Raw genomic sequence first — 23,692 nt, forward strand, 5'->3', positions numbered from 1 at the left:
TCATGGACTGGTTGCGTCAGCTTCCGATCGGGCAGTACGTGGCTGGCAACTCTGGTTGGTTGCGTCGTCTTGATCCCCGTTTGAAGCTGGCCTGGGTGTTGATGTTCCTGCTCACGCCAGTACTGGCTGGCTCGTTGTGGCGGATTGGTTTGGTTGTTGCGCTTCTCTTGATCACCTTGGCCAGTGGTCTGCCGGTGCGGATCTGGTGGCGATCGTTGCTGCTGTTGCTGTTTCTTGGCGCTCTTGTGGGCTTGTTCGCCATGATGTTGCCGACGGGGGAAACCGCTGCCACCCTTGCTGTGCGCTCGCCGCAAGAACTGCCGGGGGCGAGTGTGACCAGTCTGTCTTGGGAGTTGCTGCGGCTTGGCCCCCTGCGCCTTGGTCCTTTGGCATTGGGGCCCTTTGTGGTTAGTCGTCGTTCTGCTGAGTTGGGATTAAACACCTCCACTCTCATCTTCACTGTGGTGCATAGCGTCAACTTGATGTTGCTCACCACCCAGCCGGAAGATTTGGTTTGGGCTCTGAGCTGGTGCCTGGCACCGCTGGCCTTGATTGGTGTACCTGTCGATCGGCTTAGCTTTCAGTTACTGCTTGCCTTGCGCTTTCTACCCCTGGTGCAGGAGGAGTTACAGAACCTTTTACGGTCTCTCGCTAGCCGAGCCGTGAACTTGCGGCAGTTGGGTTTCAAGGCCTCCTTTGCTTTGATTCTCTCAGTGGGCGAACGCCTTTTAGCCAACATCCTCTTGCGAGCTGAACAAGGAGCAGAAGCTTTGCTTGCTCGTGGAGGTCTTTTGTTGCCGCCCGATCAGTTCCGCCCTCAGGTGTTATTGACTGGAGCGTCCCTTTGGCTCAACATCGCTTCGGCAATGTTGCTGCTATTTGTGCTTGGCTTGCGTGGGAAGTACGGTGCTTTGTAGATGATGAACTGTTGCAGGTGAGCGCCGAGCGCTATCTCAATCACCCCACGTTCGGAATGCTCTATCTCGTGGCCCCCGCCGGCGATGGTCGAGACGTTTACGCCACGCTCTATGCCCAGAGGATGTTTTTTCTCGTCACCCTGCAACCTCGAGGGGCACAGTTTGAGGTGATTCCCTATCAAGACGCGCGCCATTACGCCGAACTTCATCTGACCCATTGTCGGCGTGATCGCTCCCCTGAGTACGAGAGTTGGCAGCAGTTGTTTGCTCAGACCTTTATCTGAGGTTGATGTGACGTTGTCTGCTCGTTGGCACGATCTGGTTGATCGGCTTGCTGATGGAGTTCATCTTTTGGCTGTGAGTAAGGGGCATCCCGCAACTTTGATCCGTCAACTTGCCGAGCTTGGTCAGCAGGATTTTGGCGAGAGTCGCTTGCAGGAGGCTTTGCCCAAGTTGGAGGCCTTGGCTGATCTCAAAGGTCTGCGTTGGCATTTCATTGGACGTCTACAGGCGAACAAGGTGCGGGGAGTGGTGAGATCCTTTGCCGTGATCCATTCCGTGGATTCTCTGGCTTTAGCAGAACGCATTTCAAGAATTGCTGTTGAAGAGCAGTGCTGCCCGCAGGTGATGTTGCAGGTCAAATTTCGCGATGATCCCTCTAAGGGTGGTTTCTCTCAAGAGCAGCTCAAGCAGGCCTGGCCCGATCTGATCCAGTTGTCTCATTTGCAGTTGATTGGTCTGATGACAATGGCTCCTATAGGGCTTTCACTCGAGCAACGTCAGGAGCTTTTTGGGCAGTGTCGTGAACTTGCTGATCAGCTTGGCTTGCCTGATTGCTCGATGGGAATGAGCGGTGATTGGCTTGAAGCTATGCATGCAGGGGCTACCTGGTTACGGTTGGGGTCACTTCTCTTTGGCGCGCGTTCAATGGCTAAGTCTTCTTCCGTAGATGACATTAATGCTGTCTAAACCCTTGCCCCGGCCTGATTAGAGCGCTATTTAGGTGTCAGGTTAAGCAGTCTTCCTCTAAGGGGAACTTGCCTTCAGTCGGTTTTAAGCCGATTTACGTTCACATCATCGCGAGAGGATTCCACCGGTGTCGCTTATTTCCCGTCTTCGTGCTGTCGTCGCTGGTGATGACTATCTCGACAGCGATTACGACGACCTCGATTACGACACCGATGACCATATGGATGCTGATCACAGAAGTGATCATGCCAGTGGCGGTGCTTTGGCGACGCCATCAGACTCCAGCCCTTTTGATCTCGGCGGGGGTTTCTCCGGTTCCAATGTGATTGGTATGCCAGGGGTTGGTTCGACTTCTGCTGAGGTGAACCTGATGGAACCAAGGAGTTTTGATGAAATGCCTCGTGCCATTCAGGCCCTGCGAGAACGCAAGACTGTGATCCTCAATCTCACGATGATGGAACCTGATCAGGCGCAGCGTGCGGTGGATTTTGTTGCTGGTGGCACCTTTGCTATTGATGGTCACCAAGAGCGGGTAGGAGAGAGCATTTTTCTCTTTGCTCCTAGTTGTGTCACGGTTTCCAATACCAGTTATGACGAGGCTTCTGCGCCATCGATGGTGAGCCAGGATCACGATTCAGTACCGTCATCGTCTCAACAAACTGGTGCGGCGCCTGTTCCGGCCTGGGAGGCCACCAGCGCTGGTGGCCTCTAATCACTCCATGCCCTGCTCTTTGGGGGTAATCGGCCTGGGTCGAATGGCCCAGGCTCTTGTTTTGCCGTTGTTGAAGCAGGGAGAGCTTGCTCCGCAGCAGCTTGTTGCGGTTGTGGGCTGTGGCGCAAGTGTTGAACGTCTCGCAGATCAGTTGCCAATCGGTCTGCGTTTGAAAGCTGCAGATGATCCCACTGCGGCAGAGGCATGGATGGCGCCCATTCAATTGCTAGCGGTGAAACCGCAGCAGCTTGACCAGATAGCGGCTTCAGCAGCTCGTCTTAAGAAAACTGCAGATGGGCCGCACCTGTTGATTTCTGTGCTTGCTGGCGTGAGCTTGGCGCGTTTGCAGCAGGCTTTCCCCGCTCATGCCTGTGTGCGTGCCGTTCCAAATACCCCTGCCTTGGTTGGCGCTGGGCTTACTGGATTGTCTTGGGGAGAGGGCGTCACGCCAGAGCAACGCCTAGCGGTTGAGCGATTGTTTTTGCCGGTGAGCGAGGTGCTGGAATTGCCGGAGTCGCAGCTGGATGCTTTTTTGGCGTTGACGTCATCCGGCCCTGCCTATGTGGCACTGGTGGCTGAGGCGATGGCTGATGGTGCAGTAGCGGCAGGCCTGCCGAGATCCTTGGCCCATCATCTTGCCCATCGCACCCTTGCTGGCACAGCCGCCTTGCTTAAGCAGCAGAAACTGCATCCTGCGGAGCTTAAAGACATGGTGACCTCTCCGGGTGGCACCACGATTGCCGCACTGCGCAAGCTTGAGCGGGCAGGGGTTCGTTCTGCTTTGATTGAGGCGGTTGTTGCAGCTGCTCAACGTAGCCGTGAACTGGCTTGAGTTAGGCCGCCATCTTTGTCGCTCCTAATAAGCCGCGGTAGAGCGTTTCCAGGTCATCGATGTTGCGGGTGATGGTGTATCGCTCCAGCACGCGCATACGGGCGCGGCGGCCCAGTTCGGCTGTTAGTACGGGCTGATCGCGGAGCACCGGCAGCAGGGTGCGTAATTGGCTGGTGACACCCTGTGTGCTTAAGACGATGCCTGCACCGCCATCCAACACTTCCCCATCAGCCCCGGCGTCTGTGGCCACGCAGGCTGTACCTGTTGCCATCGCCTCTAGTAGTGCCAGAGATAGACCTTCGACCAGGCTTGGCAGCATGAAGACTTCAGCGCATTGCAGTAGGGCCACCTTGGTATTGAGATCTGACTCATAGCCCCACCAGAGCACGTCGTTTTCTTTTGTTGGGGTTGAGTTGTTTTGCAGGGTCGAACGCAGAGGGCCATCGCCAACGATGACCAGTCGGCAGCCCTTGGTCTCTACCAGCCGCCAAGCGCGCAGCAGTGCCTCCACATTTTTTTCTGCTGCGATGCGTCCCATGTAGAGGAAAATTCGTTCATTCCCCACACGTCCAAGCACCTCTTGCTGCATTGGGTTGCTGCATTGGGGACTTGTTGGTGCCCAACATTCAGGATCGACTCCGTTGGGGATCACGGCGAGTCGTTGTTCCTGTACTCCAAGTTTGGTAAGAACCTCAGCTTGCAGCTCGGAGAAGACGATTACCTTGTCATAGCGAGCCAGGGCAGGGGCGTAGAGCTGATACGTGAGCTGTTGTGTGCCAGCCGTGAGGTGGCGCATGCCGCTATCAAATGGTGGGTGGAAAGTTGCCACTAATGGCACACCGATTTGCTCGCAGAGTTCTGGCAGCCGGAAGTCGAGGGGGGAAAGGGTGAGGCTGGCGTGGACGAGATCGGGTTGCAGCCTTTCTAATGATTCTCTGAGTTCTCGCTGCGCTCCAGGGAAGGGAATGGTGTAAACCTGTGACTTCACTAGGTATGGAAGGCTCACTTCTGGGTCATTGGCCAACAGTGCGCTCTCGCCGTTGCTAAGGCCGCCTGGAGTGTCGAAGTGAATAAAACTGGTCTGATGGCCGCGTTGTCTTAGGGCCTCAGTCGTATTGAGACCGTAGGTGACGTTGCCGCAGAACGGTGTTTTTTTGCCTAGCCAGGCAATGTGAGCCACCTGCTGCAATCCTCCTGCCGAATGTGAAAGCTAGCAGCGCTGCCAAGGGCGCTCTAATAAAGCTGCTACTAGGGCCAGTGCAGCAAGCAACCACAGCACTGGCACGAGCCCATAGCTGCTCACCAGAGCGCCAGCCAGCACAAGAGGCAGACTAAGGGTGATGTTGATGAGGTTGTTTTGTAGACCAAACACCTTGCCGCGCTGTGCTTCTGGCGTGTCTTCCTGGATGGTGGTCTGGGCTGGAATCGCTACAAGGGCTGCTCCCACGCCCAGCAAGCCGCATAGCAAAAGAGTTGGTCCCAGAGAACCAAGCACTCCCCCAAGCAGCACAAGGGTGCAGGCGATTGTGCCCAGGCCGGTTGCGCACAAGTTGCGGCGGTTGAAGCGGTGGCCGGTTTGGGCCATCACCACAGCCCCCAGGGCCATCCCAATCCCACTCATCGCCAAGATCATGCCGAAACCAGTTGGCCCCAAACCTTTGATCGAACCTGCCAAGGTGATCGCCAGCACGTACATGGCGGCTAGCAGGCTATAGATCACAACAAGGTGGAGCATGGCCCCTCGTACAGCAGCCTGTTGACGAAGCACCTGCAGACCATCGCCGATTTCCTGCCAGACACTTTCTCTAGAGCTTTCGCGGGGCTGCTCCTGCATCTGGATCGTGCTGAGGCTGATCGCTGCCATCCCGTAGCAGAACGGTAGGAGCAGAAATTCCCCTCCATTCAGTCCTAGGGAGAAGAAGGCTTGTTTGAGTAGACGCAGGATTGGATCTCCAAGGGCAAAGCCCACAATCGTGGCGCCCATGCTGGTTGCTTGATACAGGGAATTGGCAGCCAGGAGATGTTCCTTTGGCACCAGTTGAGGGATTGTTGCTTGCTCGGCTGGCGCGAAGAATTGGGTGAGAACTGACTCCAGAAAGGTCATCACCAGCAGTGCCCAGTACCCCCAGCTCAGACCCAGCCAATGCGGACCTGGCAAGAGACAAACTGGGGCCAAGAGCACCAGCAGAGCACGCAGCGCGTTGGAGGCCACCATCACGCGACGTTTCGGCCAGCGATCAGCCCAGACACCCGCCACGGTTCCCAGCAACATTGCTGGAATGGTGTTGGCGACATAAATGCCTGTAGCAAGCAGGGTGATCTTTTGGGCGCGGGTTTCGAAATCCATCCGAATCGCCGCCGCCACCTCTGCAAGCGCTTCATTGCTTTGAGGGGTACTGCTCACCCAGTACTGGGCAATCAGGTACACCATCAAAACGATGTAGAACTTGTCGGCCAGTTGGGAGAAGATCTGACCGATCCACAGCCGGCGAAAGCCATCCAGCTTGATCACCGCTGCCAATCCGCGGCGTCCTTCTGGATTCGAGCCGGTTGGGAGGGCCGGTTCGGGGCTGTTTAGAGTTGGACCGCTCAAGATGCTTGTGGTGCCGCGGTTATGTTCGCCCATCGCCTGAGCTGATGATGGCCTTGCGCAACATCCCTAGAGCTCGCATATGATGTGGCAGATGGGTGCGGGTCCAGCACTCCACTACCGCGAGCAAGCGCAGCCACACCTCTGGCGGACCCATCAGCTCTCCATCGCGTCGCATGGGCAGGTCAGGGCGAAGCAGCCGCTGCAATAGGGCTAGCTCTGAGGGATTCAGTTGCAGTGCTGCGCCGGGTAGGGCGCCGATTGCAAAACCCTCTTCTGGCATCAAACTGCAGCGCCATTCCCATTGGCCCAGGGGTGGCTCCAGCGCTGTGCCGTTGCGACAGCATTCCTGTACTGGTAGGCCATAGCCGCCTAGAGCAAGCAAATGCACGCACGCCTGCACGCTGCAGGCCAGGGTTGTGTTTGGCTGCGCTGGCTGGGCTTGGCTGAGGGCCTCGAGTCGTTCGAGATGCATCAGCAGTGTGTTGAGCAGTCCAGGTAGAGGATCGTTGCCTGCTACCAACATCAGGCTGAGTTCTGCAAGGGCCTGGGCAGCTGCCAGTGTCTCTAGCTGCTTCCCCACACTGTTAAAGCTGCGCAATACCTTGAGTTGCCGCACCCTTGCTAGACCTCGGCGTCCTGCGACTTGCAGCTCCAGCAAGCTGAGTGGCACTGCTGCCGCAAGGCTGCTGCGTGGTCGTCGCGCCCCAGGTACGGCAAGACGGGTCACTCCTTCTTGATCGCTGAGCAGAGTGAGAAGTCGATCATGTTCCCCGAGCGGTCCCACCTTCAAAGAGAGGCCGTTGAGGCGTCGTTCTCCACTCACGTTTGGCCACGGCGTAGTGCCTGCATGAGAGCTGGGCCTTGGCTGGTGCCAAGACGGGTTGCGCCTGCTTCCACCATGTCGAGGGCTTGATCGAGAGTGTGTAACCCCCCGGCTGCTTTGATTCCGCAACGGCCACGAGCCAGGTTTGTTAGCAGACGAATATCAGCTGCCGTTACTGCTGGGCCGAAACCATTCCCACTTTGCAGACCGCTGACGTCAGCATCGATGGCGGCGTCGACGGCCAAGTTCAGGCGATCCGCCGGCAGGCGGGCCATGTTGAGGATGACGTGGACAGGCAGCCCTAGTGCACAGATCTCGGCGAGTTCTTCGGCAAAGAGTTCTGCTCTTCCTTGGCTGAGGGTCCAGAAGTCTGGAACCACATCGAGCTCTTCAGCTCCATGATCGGCGGCCCATTCCGCTTCGGCTTGTTTGAGCGTGCTTGGTATGGCACCGAAGGGAAAAGCGATTACGGCAATCAGCCGCGTTGGACCTGGTGGACCGAGTCGTTCGCGCGCCGCCTGCAGGCGATTGAGGTTGGTGCATACACCTGCAAAGCCGAAGTGGCGTGCGGCATCACAGGTCTGCTGCAGGACGTCTTGATCAAGGTGAGGATCGAGCAGTGCCTGATTGATCAGTGGTGCTAGATCCGGTAATTCACGCTGCTGGGAGGGTCCAGGCATCAAGATTGCCCACGCTTAATCGCGAGCCTGTATAACCCCGTAGCCGCCATGGTTACGTCGGTAGATCACCTGCAATTGGCCACTTTCTTGTTCGCGGAAAAGGTAGAAGTCGTGGTCGATCAGGTCTAGTTGATACCGGGCTTGTTCGACGCTCATTGGCGGCATGGCGAAGTATTTGCGCCTAACGCCTGGGCTGGGGAGGTGGGCCTCCTTGCCATCGAGTAGTGAACCGTCGATCGGGGCTTCATCGATCACCGCTTCAGTGGTTGGCGTTGACGAGGCTCGATGCCCGGGGCTGTGGTGGTGATCGCTGTGGCGTTCCTTGTAGCGGCGTAGTTGACGGCAGAGTTTGCTGGCTACCAGATCAATGCTGGCGTAAAGGTTTTCACTGCGTTCTTGAGCGCGGATCACCGTGCCGTTAGCAAAAACGGTGACCTCGGCAGTTTGTTGAGGCACGCTCGGGTTTCGGGCGACTGAAAGGTGCACATCAGCTTCCTTCACCATGTCTTCGAAATGTTGAATCGCCCGTTCCAGTTTCGATTGTGTGTATTCGCGTAGGGCAGGCGTTAGTTCAAGATTGCGACCATGGATCAGCAGCTTCATGGCATCCCTCCGGTGCCGATTGATATCGGCAAGTTAGGTACTACCTCTACATCGGCACAATCCCAATCGACTTTTCTGTTTGAGTGCAGTGAGCCAGTGCCCTTCGAGATGGCTTGGCTTTGGCAGCAGCAGTGGCAGCAACAGTTGTTTGCCAACCCCCTTGCTCCGCAGGCGGTTTGGCTGTTGCAGCATCAGGCTTGCTACACCCTCGGTCGCGGTGCAAGCGAGGCCAATCTGCTTTTTGATGTCAACAATCCACCTGCTGCGTTGCATCGCATTGATCGGGGTGGTGAGGTGACTCACCATTTACCTGGGCAGTTGGTGGTCTATCCCGTGTTGGATCTTCGGCGCTATCAAACGGATCTGCATTGGTATCTGCGTCAGCTTGAGCAGGTATTGATTGATGTTTTGGCTGTTTTGGGATTGGCAGGTGAGCGCTTGCAGGGTCTCACCGGGCTATGGCTGGAAGGTCGCAAGGTGGCTGCGATTGGCGTGGGGTGTCGTCGCTGGATTACTCAACATGGATTGGCTCTCAACGTGGATTGTGATCTTGAGAGCTTTTCCGCCGTTGTCCCCTGCGGCCTGGTCGGTCACCCGGTGGGTCGGCTGAATCAATGGATCCCTGGGCTCACGATGGCGGAGGTGCAACCTCTGATGCGTCAGAGCCTGAGTGACCGTTTCGGTTTGGTATGGCAGATCCCAGAGCCTCTAGCCAAGCCAGGGGCATTTGCGTCCGATGCATAGCGCTCTTAGCCCTGTTTGCATTGAAGATGTCAGATGAGGTAGCAGCAGGTAGAAGGTTGAAAGACCACAACCATGAGGGTTCTCTCGCTAAGGCGGTTTGGCGCCCTTCTCCACATGAAGAAGATGGATTAGCACATCAGGGTCATGTCGCCCAGATGGGCCGCGTGGATCAGATCTGGCTTTGGTTGGCGCAGAAGCATGGCCAAATCCTGGCGGTTGATGCTCCTCATGCGACTCATCCTGAACGCTTTCGCTATGGAGAGCTTGCTGAGCAGATCGCTTTGGCTGCTGCTGCGTTCAGCCATCTCGGCATCGGCGCTGGAGATGTGGTGGCGTTTTTTGCTGAAAACAGCCCCCGTTGGTTGATTGCGGATCAAGGTTTGATGCGCACTGGTGCTGCTAATGCGGTACGAGGAGCGACTGCTCCATTGGAAGAGCTGCGCTACATCCTCGCGGATTCAAGAGCTGTTGCCTTGGTTGTACAGAACGCCGAGTTGTGGCACAAGCTTGCCCTTACCGATGAGCAGCGCAGGCCTTTGCGCTTGGTTTTACAGCTTGAAGGTGAGCCCGCTGATGGCGTGATGGGGTGGCAGGAACTGCTTGCTGCAGGAGCGGGTCAGCCTGCACCAGATCCGTTGAAGGATCGCGATTCCGGCTCAGCGGCAACAGTGACGGCCACGATTCTCTACACCTCTGGAACAACAGGGCAGCCAAAGGGTGTGCCCCTTAGCCACGCCAACCTCCTCCATCAGATGAGGTGCTTGGCTTGTGTCGCTTTCCCCTCTCCGGGTGCGCCGGTGTTGAGTGTGTTGCCGATTTGGCATGCCTACGAACGCAGCGCGGAGTATTACTTCTTTTCGTGTGCATGTACCCAGAGCTACACCACGATCAAGCAATTGAAGCGGGATCTGCCGCGGGTTAGACCGATCGTGATGGCGACGGTGCCGCGGCTTTGGGAGGCGATTCAGGCGGGCTTTGATGAAGCGGTTAAGGGTATGCCAACAGGACGGCAACGCTTGCTGCGGATGGCCCTTGCCAACAGTGGCTCACAACGAAAGGCTTGGCGTCGGTCTCGAAATCTGCTGCTGGAGCCGCTGCCTTTGACCACCCGTACGCTGGCTTTGCTGGAGGCAACGCTGCGCTGGCCTTTGCATGGTCTGGCGGGTGCTCTGCTCTGGCCCAAGGTGCTGAATCAGCTCTGTGGGGGGCGGCTACGTTTTCCCATTAATGGTGGTGGAGCGATTGCCCCCCATGTGGATGCCTTCTTTGAGGCGGTTGGGCTGGAGCTGTTGGTGGGCTACGGCCTCACTGAGACAAGCCCAGTCGTCAGTTGCCGAAGGCCTTGGCGCAACATTCGTGGCAGTTCAGGACCGCCTCTTCCTGAGACTGAGTTTCGGATCGTGGACCCTGAAAGCGGCGTGGACTTGATGTTCCGTCAACGTGGCCGTGTGTTGGTACGGGGGCCTCAAGTGATGGCGGGTTACTTGAGGAAACCAGAGGCCACAGCCAAGGTGCTTGATGGGCAGGGTTGGTTCGATACCGGTGATTTGGGAATGCTGTTGCCCGATGGCTCCTTGGTGCTGACTGGTCGCGCTAAAGACACGATCGTGCTCAGTAGTGGCGAGAACATCGAGCCTGGTCCGTTGGAGGCGGCATTGGTGGCGAGTCCACTGTTGGAACAGGTGATGCTTGTGGGCCAGGACGAGCGGCAGCTTGCTGCACTGGTGGTGCCCAGGGAGGAGGAAATGCTGGCTTGGGCAGAGGATCAGGGATTGTTGATGCAGACTGGCCTGAGTGGATCTCCTGGGGATGAGGCGTTGCGGCGCTTGCTGCGCGGCGAACTCAATCGATTGCTGGCTCAGCGCTCAGGGTCTCGGGCGGATGAACGCTTGGCGGGTGTCGCCCTGGTGGAGGCGTTCACGATCGAGAACGGTTTGCTGACTCAGACTCTCAAGCAGCGGCGCGATCGGATCACGCTCCGAGATGGGGCATTGATTGCCGCCCTTTATGGTCGCAGTTGATTTTGTTTTCAGCCGGCAGTTGACCTCATGGTCACAGGCTGAGACCCTTAGCCCTTACTCATCACTTTCATGTCCGAAGGCACGACCCTGTCGATTAAGCGCTCGATTACCGTTCGCGCGGTAGTTACACCAAATTGGAAGGAGGAGGCTGAGCGTGAGCTCAGCAACGCCATTGCCACCACCGATCAGCAGTTGGCCCAGTTGGAGCAGGAAGGTCAGCAGGTGGTTGATGAGGTGCGTCGCCAGAGTGCTAATCCCCTCGACTCACGCGTGCAGGAGCAGGTGGCCCAGGTGCAGCAACAGGTAGCTGGCAAGCGCAGTGAGTTGGAGGAACAGAAGCGCAACCTGCTTCAGCAGCAGGCGCAGGTGCGCGAACTAGAGATGGAGCAGATTGTTGAGCAGGGTCAGATTGAAAGCTTTTGTGACCTGAGCGTGGGTGACAACCTGGTGAAGAAGATGCAGGTGTCTGTGGTTGTACGCGACGGTGTTGTGGAGGAGATAGAGGGGGCCTGACCTCCTTTGAAATTGGGCTTAGGTGTTGAAAATAATGTTAGATACAAACTTTGGAGTTAACGCAAGCCCCCTTTGCCTTAGGCCATAGGTCTTTGGATTGGATTTTTTTTAGATACGTCTTGTCTGAATTCTGATGATTTAATGCCTAAGAGCTACTTCAATGAACGCCTCATAATTGAGAGGCGTTCATTAATTGCTAATGCGCATCGGCAATATATTAATCTAAGGATTAAAAGTCTGATAAAATTATTGATGCCTTCGGGCATATCTGATGATGGGCGGATGTTATTTTTGCGAAGTATATTTTAGGAAATGCGTCGAATTTTGCTCCGTGCTGGCTACACATTTCATATCATTTGGCGTCTGGGTACAGTGCAAGTATGTTGCAGGAAATACTGAGGACTCTCAGATAGAGATCTGGAGAACATGCTAATGCTTAGCCAATGTGGTTTACAAGCTCGGCAGCTTGGCTAGGTTCTCAATGTATGCATGAGTAGTTTATTGTTAGCAACTAGCAGTTGATTGTTGATGCCATGAGAAGGATACGTCAGAGGCTTTACAGACAGGTTGTCGACACTGGCCCTAAGCAAAGGACGTCTGCGTTTAATAGAATTATAGCTGCTGCAATTATAATATCAATCTTCTTTTCCATTGTTGCTACTGAGGAGGCTATTCAGGCAAAGTATGGAGACCATTTGATCCGATTAGACTGGATAATCGCAATTCTATTCTGTATTGAATATTGCATTAGGCTATGGGTTTCGCCTCTAGATGGCAGGTATGGGAAAGGAATTAGGGGAATTGTTAATTATGTGTTGTCGCCATTGGCAATGATTGATGTGATCGCTATATTGCCTACTTTCCTAGGAATAATCAGTCCAGAGCTCTATACCTTAAGAGTTTTTCGACTTGTAAGAATTGGCAAGATAGGGAGGTCTAGGAGGTTTAAAGAAGGTTTGTATTATTTTAATCAGGCAATCAAGTCAAAGACTCAAGAACTACAGATATCAGCAACCTATACCCTCATGTTGGTGCTATTAAGTAGTACCTTTATGTATCTGACTGAGTCAAAGGTACAGCCTGAATTATTTGGATCAATACCTCGATGCATCTGGTGGGCGATAATGACAGTGACAACAGTTGGTTATGGAGATGCCATCCCTGTGACTGGGCTTGGCAAGGTGATTGCGTCTGCAACAGCATTGATGGGTATCGGTGTCATCGCGATACCAGTAGGAATTCTTGCTGCTGGTTTTAGCGAATCATTCAGGAAGAAGAGAATTGAGAATGAGCAGACAGTTCAGTAACAGGATTTAGTTGATTCCGCAGGTCAATGATGCTAAGAATGTGCATAAATTACTTGCATATGACTTCATCATTGCCAGCATTTAATACCTTATCTCTTTGCTTAATGCTCGCAAGATCATTGGATTTATTGTGAAAATAAGCTTGTTTTGGCTTATAAAGATTGACAGCTTGATTATTCTCTCTAGGGGATATAGAGCCCGCTAATTCCCCTGCTGAGCGAACAACTATGATGGCGATAAAAGGAGATTCATAAAGAAGAGACTTGTCTTCAAGGTTGAAAATAAACAAGTTGGGGAAGGTTTGTAACTCTACAGCTAATAACAGGCATATTTGCGATGCAGCTATGTGATTTGGTTTGCACAATGAAGCATTTTGTACTCCTTGGGCTCAGTAGATGCATGATAGGGGTGTTTTTTGAAAGTCTGTATTTTAAATGTACTTTATGATCAAATTCCAAGCTTCCTTTTAGGTAAGGTTGCTATCGCTTAAGTATTGGCTTTATAGGTTCTTTTTTGCTTGTCTTAATCAAGCCTCTTTTCTTAAATAGGAGAGCTTATATTGAGTATGCTTGGTCTTGCCAGGAAACTGATGCTCCTGAAAAATCGGAAGGCGACTATTCTTTACTTGCTATTTTTATGCTGCGTAGTTGTTTCAGCTCCGTGGGTGATGAATAGAACAAATAATCTCGAAGAAGGCCGCAGCTGGAGATTGTCTAGAAAATATCAATTAAAAGAAGACCGTGCATCAGAGATAGATAGCCTCTTAAACGGAGAAGTTTCAAATAGCAATATCCATAAGTTGCTTAGAATGGATCCCCCACCTTTGATCTTTGCCCAATCACTTGTTCTTCTGAATTTAAAAATAAAGTAACTAATATTACGGCAATCAGAAAGCCTGAGATGAGAACTGAGTTCCAGCTATATTTTTTCTCCCATAAGCTAAGTGCCCAGGGGTGTCTTCTGGTTAAGTGGCGAATCAGTCTTATCAGCATTTAAGCTTTGGCAAGAATGACCAATTGTTTTTGAGCTTAGCAAGCTAGACTCTTGCGATCCTCGCCGTTACACTCTAGCATTTCTATCATGCTGTGCATTAACGACTTATTCTTGTGTCTAATCTAACTGAGCAAACAGGTTCTAGAGCTTTTAAAAATATAGCTAGTAGCATTAAAAGGTAGATTTGTGACAGCTTTCATATGGCCACTAATTTTACATCTGATTGCATAGATTCTTGCGCGATTGGCTTGAGATGATGATTGTTGGCTATCTCCAGCAGTCAACTTATGCAGTACATCTCCGGCGATCCAGGAGCATAATTCTATTAGGTTGACAAATAAAAACTTCGCCCCCAGCGGTGGCGCTGAAACATTGCATTAATATAATACTAGAAATCCCTGCAGCCTTTCTGAATCAATCAGCTTTTGGAGAATGATGTGTTCATTCTTGCATGGCTTTTGAGTATTTGCCTATCCCTAATGCTCGTTCGCAATCCATGATTCTGTCGAATGCATCACCGATAGCGTAATCAGTTTTCTCGCCCTGCTCTTCCAGTTTCTTGATTTTTTTCTCTAGTTCAAGCAGAGGGTTTTGCGCCTTGATGCTTTCAGTGAGGCCATGACTTTTGGCTTCAGGCTCTAAGGCAGCATGATTGAAAAGGATCGATCCATCTGATTGCAGATATAACGTTGCCAATTGTTCCAGAACCTTTGTGTATTTTTCACCCTTCTGCTTACAGCGTGATCTGAATGCATCCAGCAAATCGGGATGAAAGTTTGCCGAGAATTGCCCTGCTCTCACGATCGACTTACTCTGTATGGGCAAATTTAACAGGCTTGCCTATACATAGCGGCTCTTTTGTATAGGCGAGGCTGCCGCGAGGGATCCTTCGCTTTAAAATTTTGATTGATCAACCTCAGCCAACTCCTGATATTTGCCTTAGGAACGTTGCAACGAGGTTTGAGCACCCCTCAAAATTCAAGTCGAGGACAGGACTATCGCAACTCACGACATTTTCATGCCTGCTCTGAGCTCAACGATGACGGAGGGCAAGATCGTTGAGTGGCTTAAGCAACCTGGCGACAAGGTTGGGCGTGGTGAGTCGGTGCTTGTGGTGGAGTCAGATAAAGCGGATATGGATGTGGAGTCATTTCAAGATGGCTACTTGGCCGCGGTCTTGATGCCTGCTGGTTGTTCGGCTCCAGTGGGCGAAACGATTGGTTTGATCGTTGAAAGTGAGGCCGAAATCGCGGCTGTTCAGGCCAATGCCCCTGCTGCGCCAGCGTCTGATCCTGCCCCTCTCAAGACTGCTGCAAAAGTTGTCGATGACCCTGCCCCAGCATCTACTCCAGCGCCCGTCGTGGAGAGTCCCCCCGTTGCTGCTCCGCCGCCTGTTGCCAGCCAAGCAGTAGACACTGACAAACGCATCGTTGCTTCACCGCGGGCTAAAAAACTTGCTGCGCAGATGGGTGTTGATCTGGCCAAGTTGAGGGGTAGCGGACCCCATGGCCGTATCCAGGCTGAAGACGTGCAGCTGGCTGCAGGTCAGCCGATCAGTGTGCCTCAGCTTGCTGAAGGAAACGCTTCTTTCGCAACGACGCATGCAACTTCTGCAGGCGTTGCTCATGCAGTGTCATCTCCTGTAGGTCAGAGCTTTGGGGCCCCGGGAGAAACCGCAGCCTTCAACAACCTCCAACAAGCGGTCAACCGCAATATGGAGGCCAGTTTGGCCTTCCCCTGCTTCAGGGTTGGCTACACGATCACGACTGATCAGTTGGATGCTTTTTACAAGCAGGTGAAGCCTAAGGGCGTCACGATGACAGCCCTTCTGGCCAAAGCCGTGGCCTTGACGCTAGTGCGTCATCCCCAGGTGAATGCTGCTTACAGCACCGCTGGGATGGTGTATCCAGAGCAGGTGAATGTTGCTGTTGCAGTGGCGATGGACGATGGCGGTCTGATTACACCGGTTTTGCAGAATGCTGATCGCACCGATCTCTATGAGATGTCGCGGCAGTGGGCAGATCTTGTGAAGCGGTCACGCAGCAAGCAGTTGCAACCCGAGGAATACAGCACTGGTACTTTCACCCTTTCCAATCTGGGCATGTTTGGCGTGGACCGCTTTGATGCAATCTTGCCCCCTGGCACTGGCGCAATTTTGGCGGTAGCTGCATCGCGGCCTGCTGTGGTGGCTGGAAAGGATGGCTCGATTGCGGTCAAGCGCCAGATGCAGGTGAACCTCACTGCCGACCATCGCGTGATTTATGGCGCCGATGGGGCCGCCTTCCTCAAGGATCTGGCAGAGCTGATTGAGACGCGGGTAGAGAGTTTGGCGCTCTAAACAGGATTCAGATCCAGGTTTGACAATCTTTTGCCGCTCGCCAAAAAGTGATAGCGAGCGGCCTTGATTTCATTCAGGACGCCTAACCACACCAAGTAGAGGGTTCTTGACTGGACCGGCGACCCCGTAGGTCACCACGAATCCTTGACCACCAGCAAAGGTCGATGTTCGACCTAAATAGCTCTTGTTGATGACGGCATTTTCGTCGTACCAGTTGTTCGCACTCCAGATATTGCCGGCATCATCGATAATTACATCGGTGTTCATTTGAATAACACCACTCTGATAATCATGAATCACATCACCTGTCGTTTTACCTTCAGGGCAATTTGATGTATTGGCTCCACAGATATGCATCAAACTGCTACCAAAAAGATTTGCAACCCATACATTGTCATTGCCATCGATGCTTACACCCCAGGGAATATAGACATCTCCTTTTGCAATGTCTGATTTGATCATCTTCAAATCAGGTGAGATCAGTGCAATCATTCCAGAGCTTGTTTGCTGCGGATTTGCTTTTGCATATTCAAGCCCTTGCATGAATTCCTGCATGATTGTTGTTGGGCGTGGAGGTGCCTTGCTGACCCCAGGAGGTAAAACTAGCGTTGCTGAATCAGTTTGCTGGGCGACCCAAGCATTGCCTTTGGAATCGATTGCCACACCTCTTGCTCCTAAAGCGATATCAATTGTTTTCACTGCCTCAGGGTTTTCTCCAGGGAAGATGGTGAGTTTATTGTTGTAGCTGCTGGTTACCCAGACTCTATTTTGCTGGTCAACAGCAATGCCGAAAGGAGCTTGTAATCCTTTGATTGTTAATCGCTCGCCATTCTTATAGTCACCATCGGGGAAACGAATCATGTGATCCTTGGTGTTATCTGCAATCCATACATCTCCATTCGCGGCGGTTGTTACTGCTTGCAGTTGGCCGATCTCGCCATCAACAGTCGCCGGTCCAACTGGTTTGCCATCTTCAAGATCAAAGACCCCGATCTTGTTGTTAAAAGTGCCTACCCAGGCATAATTTTTCGAGACTCCTGTTCCCCAGCCCACGCCATTTAGCCCTTGTCCGTTATATCCCTGAGGTGATGGGGAGAGCGCTTCTCCGCTGGAGTTGAACTTGGTGAGCCCTCCTCCAATGGAGTTGATGACACCAGATTGGGAACCAGGCATCCAGTTGGCACCACTCCACATATTGGCGTTGTCGTCAAACATCATTTTCCCGAGTGCCATGGCGCCGCCACCCTCTAGACGGATCGAGAGTGAAAAACTCTCCGGTTCAAATAACAGGTAGGGAAGGGTTGCGCCTTCTCGAATTTGTTCTGCCTTGTTGAGTGGATATTGGTGAGTGAACAGTTTGTAGAGCTCACTGGCTTTTGCCCACGGCTCTTTGGCGATAGAAATCAGTGCGTTGAGGCTGTTATCTGAATTGGTTAGATTGAGTAACTGACTACAGCCATCGGCTGTATTGCTATTGCCACAAAGGGCCAATAGGTTGGAAAGAACGTTGAGACGAACCATCGTCTCGGAGTTGGGCAGGTTTAAGCCATTCAGAAGTGTTTCGCCATATTTGCCATTGCTTGTATTGACTAGGTGCCTTACATGCCCCGAACCAATGGCTAAAGCTGTTTTGCTGCCACTGATCTTATTTCCGTTGATCAGTTGAGCATTGGGCCACACTGATCCCACGGATGTCAGTTCGTTGATGACGACAGACTTGTTGGAATTGGAGTCAAGAACACTGAGCATTTTCAAGTTGTCAGTATCTTGTCCATCGATACTTCCTCCTTCGGAAATTAAATAACTAACCTTATCCTTATTGCTGGGTATGGACAATTTGAACGCCCCATCTTTAGAAGTTTTGGTCTCAACGATTTTCTTCGCTCCATCCTTGGCGGAAGACTGCCAGAGCAAAACCTTGGCTTCACTGACGGGCTTTCCTAATACTGAAACCCTCCCTGAGAAGCTTGACGCATTACCCGTGATGCTGGAGACATCGCAGGAGGCAAGCAAGACCGACAGCGAGCCCAGCAATGCACCTCCAAGGATGGGAAAGGAAATGGGTTTCATCGCTACAGATCGTTCTGTTGGTTCTTCTAGTTGTAGTACGTAAGTAGTGCAAGCTCTTCAGTTCTCGGTGTTACGTCATAGACCTGTGAAAGTGCCGTTTGCTTCCTTGCGTGCATCCTGAAGAAAACGATTCCAAGACGACTTGAGCTTTTTCCAGAAACTTCTTGGGCATCCACTCCTCCGCAAAAAGGTTGACGATGAGCGGCTGCCCAGTGTTCAGGCTTTGCCGATCCTTTCTTCGGACGCCTTGTCGTCAGTGGCTTATGCCACTGAAGCTGCACTTGGTGTTCTGATTCTTGGCGGCAGCGGTGCCCTTGGCCTTTCTGTGCCGATCACCCTGGCGATTATTGCTCTGGTTGCCATCGTTGTGCTCTCCTACCGCCAGGCGATTGAGGCTTATCCGAAAGGGGGCGGCTCCTACGTCGTGGCACGCGACAACCTTGGCCGCAACGTTGGTTTGATTGCCGCGGCGGCATTGCTGATCGATTACACCCTTACCGCGGGGGTGAGTCTCATGGCTGGCACTCAGGCTCTCTCCTCCCTAGTGCCATCGATGCTCGATCACGAGGTTTCGCTCGCCTTGCTTTTGTTGGCTTTGATTGGCTGGGCCAATCTGCGGGGCCTCAAAGAGACTGGACGTCTTTTTTCTTTGCCCACCTATGCCTTTGTGGTGATGGTGGCTTTGTTGATCCTTGCCGGCTTGAAGGATCTGATTTTTGAGCATGGCTTCGTGCCGGATATGCCACCAGCTGTGCAAGCCGTTCAGCCGTTGGGGTGGTTTTTGATCCTGCGGGCCTTCAGCTCAGGTTGTTCAGCGATGACTGGTATTGAGTCCATTGCCAATGGCGTGAAGGTTTTTCAGGAACCTGCGGTGGTCAATGCCCGACGCACGTTGTTGGTGATGGGTGTGTTGCTCGCAGCCATGTTTTTGGCGGTTAGTGGGCTGGGTTACATGTATGGCATCGCTCCGAATGATCGGGTCACTGTGTTGGCTCAAATCGGTTCGCGGGCTTTTGGTTCGGGCAGTGTTCTGCTTTGGGCTCTGCAGCTTTCCACTCTCTTGATCCTTGTTTTGGCGGCCAACACCGCCTTTGCAGGTTTCCCTCGTTTAGCGGCGATGTTGGCAGAAGATCATTGCCTGCCACGGCAGTTGAGCTGGATTGGTGATCGCTTGGTCTACCAGAACGGTATTGGCGTTCTTTTGCTGGTCACGGCGCTGATCATCGTGATCTGCAAAGGCGATACCACTGTTGCTGTGAACCTTTATGCCCTGGGGGTCTTCACTGCCTTCACACTTTCTCAGCTGGGATTGGTCCGTCGTTGGTGGCGTTTGCGGGGGAATGGTTGGCAGGGCCGACTGTTGATGAATGCTCTTGGTGCAGTCACCACTTTTGTGGTGCTTGTGGTGATCGTGGTGAGCAAATTCCAGGAGGGTGCCTGGACTGTGGTGATTGCCATCCCTGCATTGGTATGGGGTCTGGCGCAGATTCGACGCCGCTATCGAAAGGCTTATGCAGCGCTCGCTTTGGAGCCTGACTTTGGCCCATTGCAGGTGGAGCCTCGCCAACCTCCTTTGGGGAATCACTGCATCGTTTGGATTCCGGGTTTGTGGCGTGCCTCCATGGAAGCGTTGCGTTATGGATGTTCCATTGCTGATTCCGTGACGGCTGTCTTTGTGCTCGGCGATGATGATGATCCAGACGCAATTCGTACCGCCTGGGACAGACTTGTTGGCGATCATCCCGGTGAACTCGAGCTCCGCCTTTTGGAGAGTCACTTTAGTTCGGTGATTGATCCTTTTTGTGATTATGTCGTAGAGCAGGAAGAGCTTCATCCGGAGCGCACGACCACTGTGGTGATGGCGCTAGTGATCACTCGCGATTGGCTCGATCAGACGCTTCTCAATCAGAGGGCTGTCTATTTGTTTAAGGCCCTGTCTGGCGACTACAGCCGAGTCTTTTGCGTGGTGCGGTATTACCTAGCGGGATAGTCGATCAGCGACTTCGTTTGGGTTGACAACCTTTCTCTACACACTTTGACGTTTCAGCTTGAGAGAGGGCGTAGGGGGCTTTTCTTTTGGCAAAACATCATCACATTGCTGCTATCTATTCGCTCCTGTAGCAGGCCTGAGGCTCAAATGAGGGCACCACAATTGCACTTGCCATCCATGGATCATGAGAAGGCAACTAGAGTTGGATGGGCGACTGAGGTGTTCTAAATGTCAGAATTGAGTTGACGTAGAGCAACACACTCAAGCAAGCATTAAAGATCTCTCATTCGACCCATTACACATCTCCCTTGCATACAACTCTTCTTCAACGATCCCTCTTTTGTGCAACTGAATAGGCCATTGGTTGATGTTTCTCTCTTGAGAGATTCATTCCTGCAGAAAAAAGTCCCCTAAGTCCCCTTTGGTGTTTGCATGACTTCATCACTAATCCGTTGCCACTTGCCAAGATTGATGTAGGTTTTCTTCTCGCAATCTTCAGGGAATCTTGACATGCAGGGATCAAATGCATAGCCATCCTTGTCAACATAAACCCCAGCATCCCCAGGACTCCATGGAGAGTAGTAATCATAGTTATTGGTGATACCTTTGCTGGGCTGTGATTTAATTGATTGAGGCAAGGATGCAGCGAGAATGAAAAGAAAACAAGCAGTGAAGAGATTTATGCCTTTAGTCATTTTTCATGGTGTGCTATTAAAAAATACTAGATTAAAGGGTGTAACTAGTCAGGCGATGCAATTGATCCTGTCAATGCCCATGTCTATGCAAAAATTTTAAACTCTGTATTGCCGCCCACAATTGTATTGCCTATCAATAGTGAGCGCAGATGGGAAAGAGTTGAGTGTGCAATATTCAACTTGACGGTTTGTTTCTACAAGCGATCTGATGCAATTAATGACAAAATGTCATTTCCTGTCAGGGTCATAGGTAAAGATTAATTTCATCAAGATCATGATTTTGAATTGATATTCAGATGTAGTCCTCCAGAAATAGTTGAATACACCCATGAATTGCGTCTTGGGACGCACATGTTTTTGCTTAAACCCAACAGAGGCAGGCTTTTGCATGATTTTTGCGAGAGAAAACTTCGAGCTTTCAATCAATAGTTTTCACCCTATTCACTTTAATCTGCCAGCATCAAGTGCATGGTGCCGCAATGTGCGATGAGGATGATGCTGAACGCTCTCAGCAGAGAAGATTGAAAACCTATGCTGATTTCCTGGAGATTTGCTTTGGTTTCCTCCCACCCTTTTGGCAAGGGCTGCTGATCTGACGCTTTGCTCTGGTGGATGCTCTTCCCTGCTCGAGCATTAAAATGGATATGAATGAACAGCGGACCAAAAAATTGGTGGTTTGTGAACCCAGAACTTTCTGAACGGTTTTTTGAACGTCACTCATAAAGCAAGACTTCACGAATGGTTCTAGACCCAAGAGATTCTCTGCTCAGTTCTTATGACTATCCGCTTGATCCTGAGCGCATAGCTCAGCTGCCGGTGGAGCCAAGACATTCGGCGCGGCTTTTGATTGTGCAGCCATTGGGGATGAAGCCTCCCATCGCTCGACATGCCGAGGTTTGGGATTGGCAGGAGGAATTGCGCGCTGGTGACCTGCTTGTCATCAATGACACTCGCGTTCTTAAGGCTCGGCTGCGGGTGCGGCGATCAGGTGGTGGATTGGCTGAGTTGTTGGTGCTTGAGCCGCGTGGTGAGGGTTGCTGGCTGTGTTTGGGCCGGCCTGCTAAACGTTTGCGTCCAGGTGATCAGCTTTGGCTCGAGGCTCTAGGCGAGGAGCCCATTGCTTTGCAGGTGATCAGCAAAGACAGCGCTAGTGGCGGACGGGTTGTGCAGTTCCCGAGCCATTACGCCAATGCCGAGCAGCTTGAGTTGCTGCTTGAGCGCTACGGCGAAGTGCCATTGCCGCCTTATATCCAACGTCATGATCCAAGTGATAGCGAGCGTTATCAGACCCGTTATGCATCTCGCCCCGGCGCCGTTGCGGCGCCAACGGCGGGGCTTCATCTCAGTGATGAGTTATTGGAGGCTCTCAAGCAGCGGGGAGTGATGCTGACCAGTGTCACCTTGCATGTGGGCTTAGGCACGTTTCGACCTGTTGAAACTGAGGATCTGAGCCATTTGCAGCTTCACAGCGAGTGGGTGGAGGTGCGCGACGACGTTGTTGAGGCGGTGATGGCTTGTCGAGCACGAGCAGGCCGGGTGATTGCTGTGGGAACCACCAGCGTCAGGGCCCTTGAAGGTGCTGCTTTGGCAGGTGGCGGATTCCTGCAGTCGTTTTGTGGACCAGTGGATTTGGTGATTCAGCCGGGTTATCGCTTTGCTGTGGTGGATGGACTGCTCACCAACTTCCATTTGCCCAAAAGCTCTCTATTGCTGTTGGTGAGTGCCATGGTTGGTCGTGAACGGCTGCTGGCGCTCTATGCCGAGGCCATTGAGCACCAATATCGCTTTTTCTCTTATGGCGATGCGATGTGGATTGATCCAGAGGCGGTGTTGCCAGCGGCCCGCCCCTGTTGATCAGTTATCAGTTTCTAGCTGGAGGCGATTTAGGCAGCTACAGGGGCCTGAATGATGCCTGTGGGCACACTCTCAAACATCACTGAAGAGAGATAACGCTCGGCCATGTCTGGCAGCACGACCACGATGGTTTTGCCCGCAAATTCGGGTTGTTCTGCCAGACGAATAGCCGCTGCAACTGCCGCACCACTGGAGATGCCCACCAGTAGACCTTCTTCATTTGCCAAGCGCAGGGCCATGGCGATGGATTCATCATTGCTGACCTGCTCCACACGATCCACTAAAGAAAGATCGAGGTTTTTGGGAATGAAGCCGGCTCCAATGCCCTGGATTTTGTGAGGACCAGGTTTGACCTCTTCCCCGTTGAGGGTTTGGCTGATAACCGGGCTATGGGTTGGTTCGACGGCTACAGAAATGATGGCTTTGCCTTTCTCCTGCTTGATGTAACGGGAGACACCTGTGATCGTGCCGCCGGTGCCTACGCCAGACACGAGCACATCAATGGCGCCATCACAGTCGTTCCAGATTTCTGGACCGGTTGTTTTGCTGTGGATGTCGGGATTGGCCGGATTCTCAAACTGACCGGGCATGAAGTATTTCTGGGGATCGCTTTCGGCGATCTCTTTTGCCTTGGCAATGGCGCCTGGCATTCCCTTGGCTGCTTCTGTGAGAATGAGTTCTGCACCAAGCACTGCCATCACCCGCCGCCGTTCTAGCGACATTGATTCGGGCATGGTGAGGATCAGTTTGTAGCCGCGGGCTGCTGCTGTGTAGGCCAGTGCAATGCCGGTGTTACCAGAGGTGGGCTCAATGATCGTGCGCTCTTTGCTCAGTAAACCGCGCTTTTCGGCATCCCAGATCATGTTGGCGCCAATGCGGCATTTCACGCTGTAGGCGGGATTGCGGCCTTCAATCTTTGCGAGAACAGTTGCCTTGGCGTTTTTGCTGACGGCGTGCAGTTTGACCAGTGGAGTGTTGCCGATTGCCTGGCTGTTGTCTTCGTAAATGCGGGACATGCGTGCATATGAATCGACCACA

General features: G+C 52.8%; 23 protein-coding genes. 13 read left to right on the top strand and 10 right to left on the bottom strand.

Annotated features, from left to right (window positions below; translation table 11 throughout):
* The first annotated feature begins 2 nt into the window (after positions 1-2).
* From AKG35_RS01075 to proC, 5 genes are all read left to right on the top strand, one after another.
* Entirely contained in the window at positions 3-917 is a 915-nt protein-coding gene (locus tag AKG35_RS01075; protein WP_011129583.1) for a CbiQ family ECF transporter T component, read from the top strand.
* A gap of 17 nt (positions 918-934) precedes the next feature.
* Positions 935-1,201: a PipX family protein gene (locus AKG35_RS01080; RefSeq protein ID WP_011129584.1), complete on the top strand. Its 267-nt coding sequence runs from the start codon at positions 935-937 to the stop codon at positions 1,199-1,201.
* A 7-nt stretch (positions 1,202-1,208) separates the two neighbouring features.
* Positions 1,209-1,886 (top strand): YggS family pyridoxal phosphate-dependent enzyme, encoded by a 678-nt coding sequence (locus AKG35_RS01085; protein WP_011129585.1) that lies wholly within the window; start codon positions 1,209-1,211, stop codon positions 1,884-1,886.
* 127 nt (positions 1,887-2,013) lie between these two features.
* Complete coding sequence (locus tag AKG35_RS01090) at positions 2,014-2,598, top strand: cell division protein SepF (protein WP_011129586.1); 585 nt, start codon at positions 2,014-2,016, stop codon at positions 2,596-2,598.
* A 7-nt stretch (positions 2,599-2,605) separates the two neighbouring features.
* Entirely contained in the window at positions 2,606-3,430 is an 825-nt protein-coding gene (gene proC / locus AKG35_RS01095) for a pyrroline-5-carboxylate reductase (protein WP_236069613.1), read from the top strand.
* 1 nt (position 3,431) lies between these two features.
* Here proC and AKG35_RS01100 read toward each other — a convergent pair whose 3' ends face one another.
* Genes AKG35_RS01100 through hpf form a run of 5 tightly spaced genes read right to left on the bottom strand, consistent with a single transcriptional unit; the run spans position 3,432 to position 8,129 of the window.
* The gene (locus AKG35_RS01100) at positions 3,432-4,610 is read right to left on the bottom strand and encodes a glycosyltransferase family 4 protein (protein WP_011129588.1); all 1,179 of its coding nucleotides are present in this window, start codon (positions 4,608-4,610) and stop codon (positions 3,432-3,434) included.
* 30 nt (positions 4,611-4,640) lie between these two features.
* Positions 4,641-6,056 carry an MFS transporter gene (locus AKG35_RS01105; protein WP_011129589.1) on the bottom strand — a complete coding sequence of 472 codons (1,416 nt, stop codon included), beginning with the start codon at positions 6,054-6,056 and terminating at the stop codon, positions 4,641-4,643.
* Positions 6,043-6,846, bottom strand: coding sequence for a DNA repair protein RecO (gene recO / locus AKG35_RS01110; RefSeq protein WP_011129590.1), 804 nt, complete (start codon positions 6,844-6,846; stop codon positions 6,043-6,045). Before recO ends, AKG35_RS01105 begins: the two co-directional genes overlap by 14 nt.
* Positions 6,843-7,526 (bottom strand): deoxyribose-phosphate aldolase, encoded by a 684-nt coding sequence (deoC, locus tag AKG35_RS01115; RefSeq protein ID WP_011129591.1) that lies wholly within the window; start codon positions 7,524-7,526, stop codon positions 6,843-6,845. The genes recO and deoC overlap by 4 nt, the downstream gene beginning before the upstream one ends.
* A gap of 15 nt (positions 7,527-7,541) precedes the next feature.
* Positions 7,542-8,129 carry a ribosome hibernation-promoting factor, HPF/YfiA family gene (gene hpf, locus AKG35_RS01120; protein ID WP_011129592.1) on the bottom strand — a complete coding sequence of 196 codons (588 nt, stop codon included), beginning with the start codon at positions 8,127-8,129 and terminating at the stop codon, positions 7,542-7,544.
* Positions 8,130-8,141: 12 nt separating this feature from the next.
* Between hpf and lipB the strand changes: the two genes are divergently transcribed.
* The 4 genes from lipB to AKG35_RS01140 all read left to right on the top strand — a co-directional run bounded on the left by lipB (position 8,142) and on the right by AKG35_RS01140 (position 12,714).
* A complete protein-coding gene (gene lipB, locus AKG35_RS01125) occupies positions 8,142-8,873 on the top strand; it encodes a lipoyl(octanoyl) transferase LipB (protein ID WP_011129593.1) in 732 nt (243 codons plus the stop codon).
* A 26-nt stretch (positions 8,874-8,899) separates the two neighbouring features.
* Positions 8,900-10,894, top strand: a complete 1,995-nt coding sequence (locus AKG35_RS01130) for an AMP-binding protein (protein ID WP_011129594.1) — start codon at positions 8,900-8,902, stop codon at positions 10,892-10,894.
* A 69-nt stretch (positions 10,895-10,963) separates the two neighbouring features.
* Complete coding sequence (locus AKG35_RS01135) at positions 10,964-11,407, top strand: YlqD family protein (RefSeq protein ID WP_011129595.1); 444 nt, start codon at positions 10,964-10,966, stop codon at positions 11,405-11,407.
* Positions 11,408-11,925: 518 nt separating this feature from the next.
* Positions 11,926-12,714 carry an ion transporter gene (locus tag AKG35_RS01140; protein WP_011129596.1) on the top strand — a complete coding sequence of 263 codons (789 nt, stop codon included), beginning with the start codon at positions 11,926-11,928 and terminating at the stop codon, positions 12,712-12,714.
* Positions 12,715-12,763: 49 nt separating this feature from the next.
* On the opposite strand, the gene AKG35_RS01145 is transcribed toward AKG35_RS01140, so the two are convergent.
* Together AKG35_RS01145 and AKG35_RS01155 are read right to left on the bottom strand one after the other, a co-directional pair.
* Complete coding sequence (locus tag AKG35_RS01145; RefSeq protein ID WP_011129597.1) at positions 12,764-13,078, bottom strand: hypothetical protein; 315 nt, start codon at positions 13,076-13,078, stop codon at positions 12,764-12,766.
* Between the two features lie 1,070 nt (positions 13,079-14,148).
* Entirely contained in the window at positions 14,149-14,508 is a 360-nt protein-coding gene (locus tag AKG35_RS01155; RefSeq protein WP_011129598.1) for a hypothetical protein, read from the bottom strand.
* A 217-nt stretch (positions 14,509-14,725) separates the two neighbouring features.
* Here AKG35_RS01155 and AKG35_RS01160 point away from each other — a divergent pair, with 217 nt between their 5' ends.
* Positions 14,726-16,045: a dihydrolipoamide acetyltransferase family protein gene (locus AKG35_RS01160; protein WP_011129599.1), complete on the top strand. Its 1,320-nt coding sequence runs from the start codon at positions 14,726-14,728 to the stop codon at positions 16,043-16,045.
* 69 nt (positions 16,046-16,114) lie between these two features.
* On the opposite strand, the gene AKG35_RS01165 is transcribed toward AKG35_RS01160, so the two are convergent.
* Positions 16,115-17,794 carry a Vgb family protein gene (locus AKG35_RS01165; RefSeq protein ID WP_236069614.1) on the bottom strand — a complete coding sequence of 560 codons (1,680 nt, stop codon included), beginning with the start codon at positions 17,792-17,794 and terminating at the stop codon, positions 16,115-16,117.
* A gap of 79 nt (positions 17,795-17,873) precedes the next feature.
* Here AKG35_RS01165 and AKG35_RS13425 point away from each other — a divergent pair, with 79 nt between their 5' ends.
* Together AKG35_RS13425 and AKG35_RS01170 are read left to right on the top strand one after the other, a co-directional pair.
* Positions 17,874-18,158 carry a hypothetical protein gene (locus tag AKG35_RS13425; protein ID WP_236069615.1) on the top strand — a complete coding sequence of 95 codons (285 nt, stop codon included), beginning with the start codon at positions 17,874-17,876 and terminating at the stop codon, positions 18,156-18,158.
* A 99-nt stretch (positions 18,159-18,257) separates the two neighbouring features.
* Positions 18,258-20,105 (top strand): APC family permease, encoded by a 1,848-nt coding sequence (locus AKG35_RS01170; protein ID WP_011129601.1) that lies wholly within the window; start codon positions 18,258-18,260, stop codon positions 20,103-20,105.
* Positions 20,106-20,515: 410 nt separating this feature from the next.
* On the opposite strand, the gene AKG35_RS01175 is transcribed toward AKG35_RS01170, so the two are convergent.
* Positions 20,516-20,743 (bottom strand): hypothetical protein, encoded by a 228-nt coding sequence (locus AKG35_RS01175; RefSeq protein ID WP_157859768.1) that lies wholly within the window; start codon positions 20,741-20,743, stop codon positions 20,516-20,518.
* Positions 20,744-21,538: 795 nt separating this feature from the next.
* On the opposite strand from AKG35_RS01175, the gene queA reads away from it, so the two are divergent.
* A complete protein-coding gene (gene queA / locus AKG35_RS01185; protein ID WP_011129602.1) occupies positions 21,539-22,654 on the top strand; it encodes a tRNA preQ1(34) S-adenosylmethionine ribosyltransferase-isomerase QueA in 1,116 nt (371 codons plus the stop codon).
* Positions 22,655-22,683: 29 nt separating this feature from the next.
* On the opposite strand, the gene cysK is transcribed toward queA, so the two are convergent.
* Positions 22,684-23,670 carry a cysteine synthase A gene (cysK, locus tag AKG35_RS01190; RefSeq protein WP_011129603.1) on the bottom strand — a complete coding sequence of 329 codons (987 nt, stop codon included), beginning with the start codon at positions 23,668-23,670 and terminating at the stop codon, positions 22,684-22,686.
* Between the last annotated feature and the right edge of the window lie 22 nt (positions 23,671-23,692).

This window comes from Prochlorococcus marinus str. MIT 9313, assembly GCF_000011485.1.
In the GTDB taxonomy this organism is placed as follows: domain Bacteria; phylum Cyanobacteriota; class Cyanobacteriia; order PCC-6307; family Cyanobiaceae; genus Prochlorococcus; species Prochlorococcus marinus_D.

Coding starts and splice junctions, on each gene's coding strand:
- AKG35_RS01075 (WP_011129583.1), top strand. CDS start 3: ATGGACTGGTTGCGTCAGCTTCCGATCGGGCAGTACGTGGCTGGCAAC.
- proC (WP_236069613.1), top strand. CDS start 2,606: ATGCCCTGCTCTTTGGGGGTAATCGGCCTGGGTCGAATGGCCCAGGCT.
- AKG35_RS01105 (WP_011129589.1), bottom strand. CDS start 6,056: ATGGGCGAACATAACCGCGGCACCACAAGCATCTTGAGCGGTCCAACT.
- deoC (WP_011129591.1), bottom strand. CDS start 7,526: ATGCCTGGACCCTCCCAGCAGCGTGAATTACCGGATCTAGCACCACTG.
- hpf (WP_011129592.1), bottom strand. CDS start 8,129: ATGAAGCTGCTGATCCATGGTCGCAATCTTGAACTAACGCCTGCCCTA.
- AKG35_RS01130 (WP_011129594.1), top strand. CDS start 8,900: ATGTCAGATGAGGTAGCAGCAGGTAGAAGGTTGAAAGACCACAACCAT.
- AKG35_RS01135 (WP_011129595.1), top strand. CDS start 10,964: ATGTCCGAAGGCACGACCCTGTCGATTAAGCGCTCGATTACCGTTCGC.
- AKG35_RS01160 (WP_011129599.1), top strand. CDS start 14,726: ATGCCTGCTCTGAGCTCAACGATGACGGAGGGCAAGATCGTTGAGTGG.
- AKG35_RS01165 (WP_236069614.1), bottom strand. CDS start 17,794: ATGCTCAGTGTTCTTGACTCCAATTCCAACAAGTCTGTCGTCATCAAC.
- AKG35_RS13425 (WP_236069615.1), top strand. CDS start 17,874: ATGGACAATTTGAACGCCCCATCTTTAGAAGTTTTGGTCTCAACGATT.
- queA (WP_011129602.1), top strand. CDS start 21,539: ATGGTTCTAGACCCAAGAGATTCTCTGCTCAGTTCTTATGACTATCCG.
- cysK (WP_011129603.1), bottom strand. CDS start 23,670: ATGTCCCGCATTTACGAAGACAACAGCCAGGCAATCGGCAACACTCCA.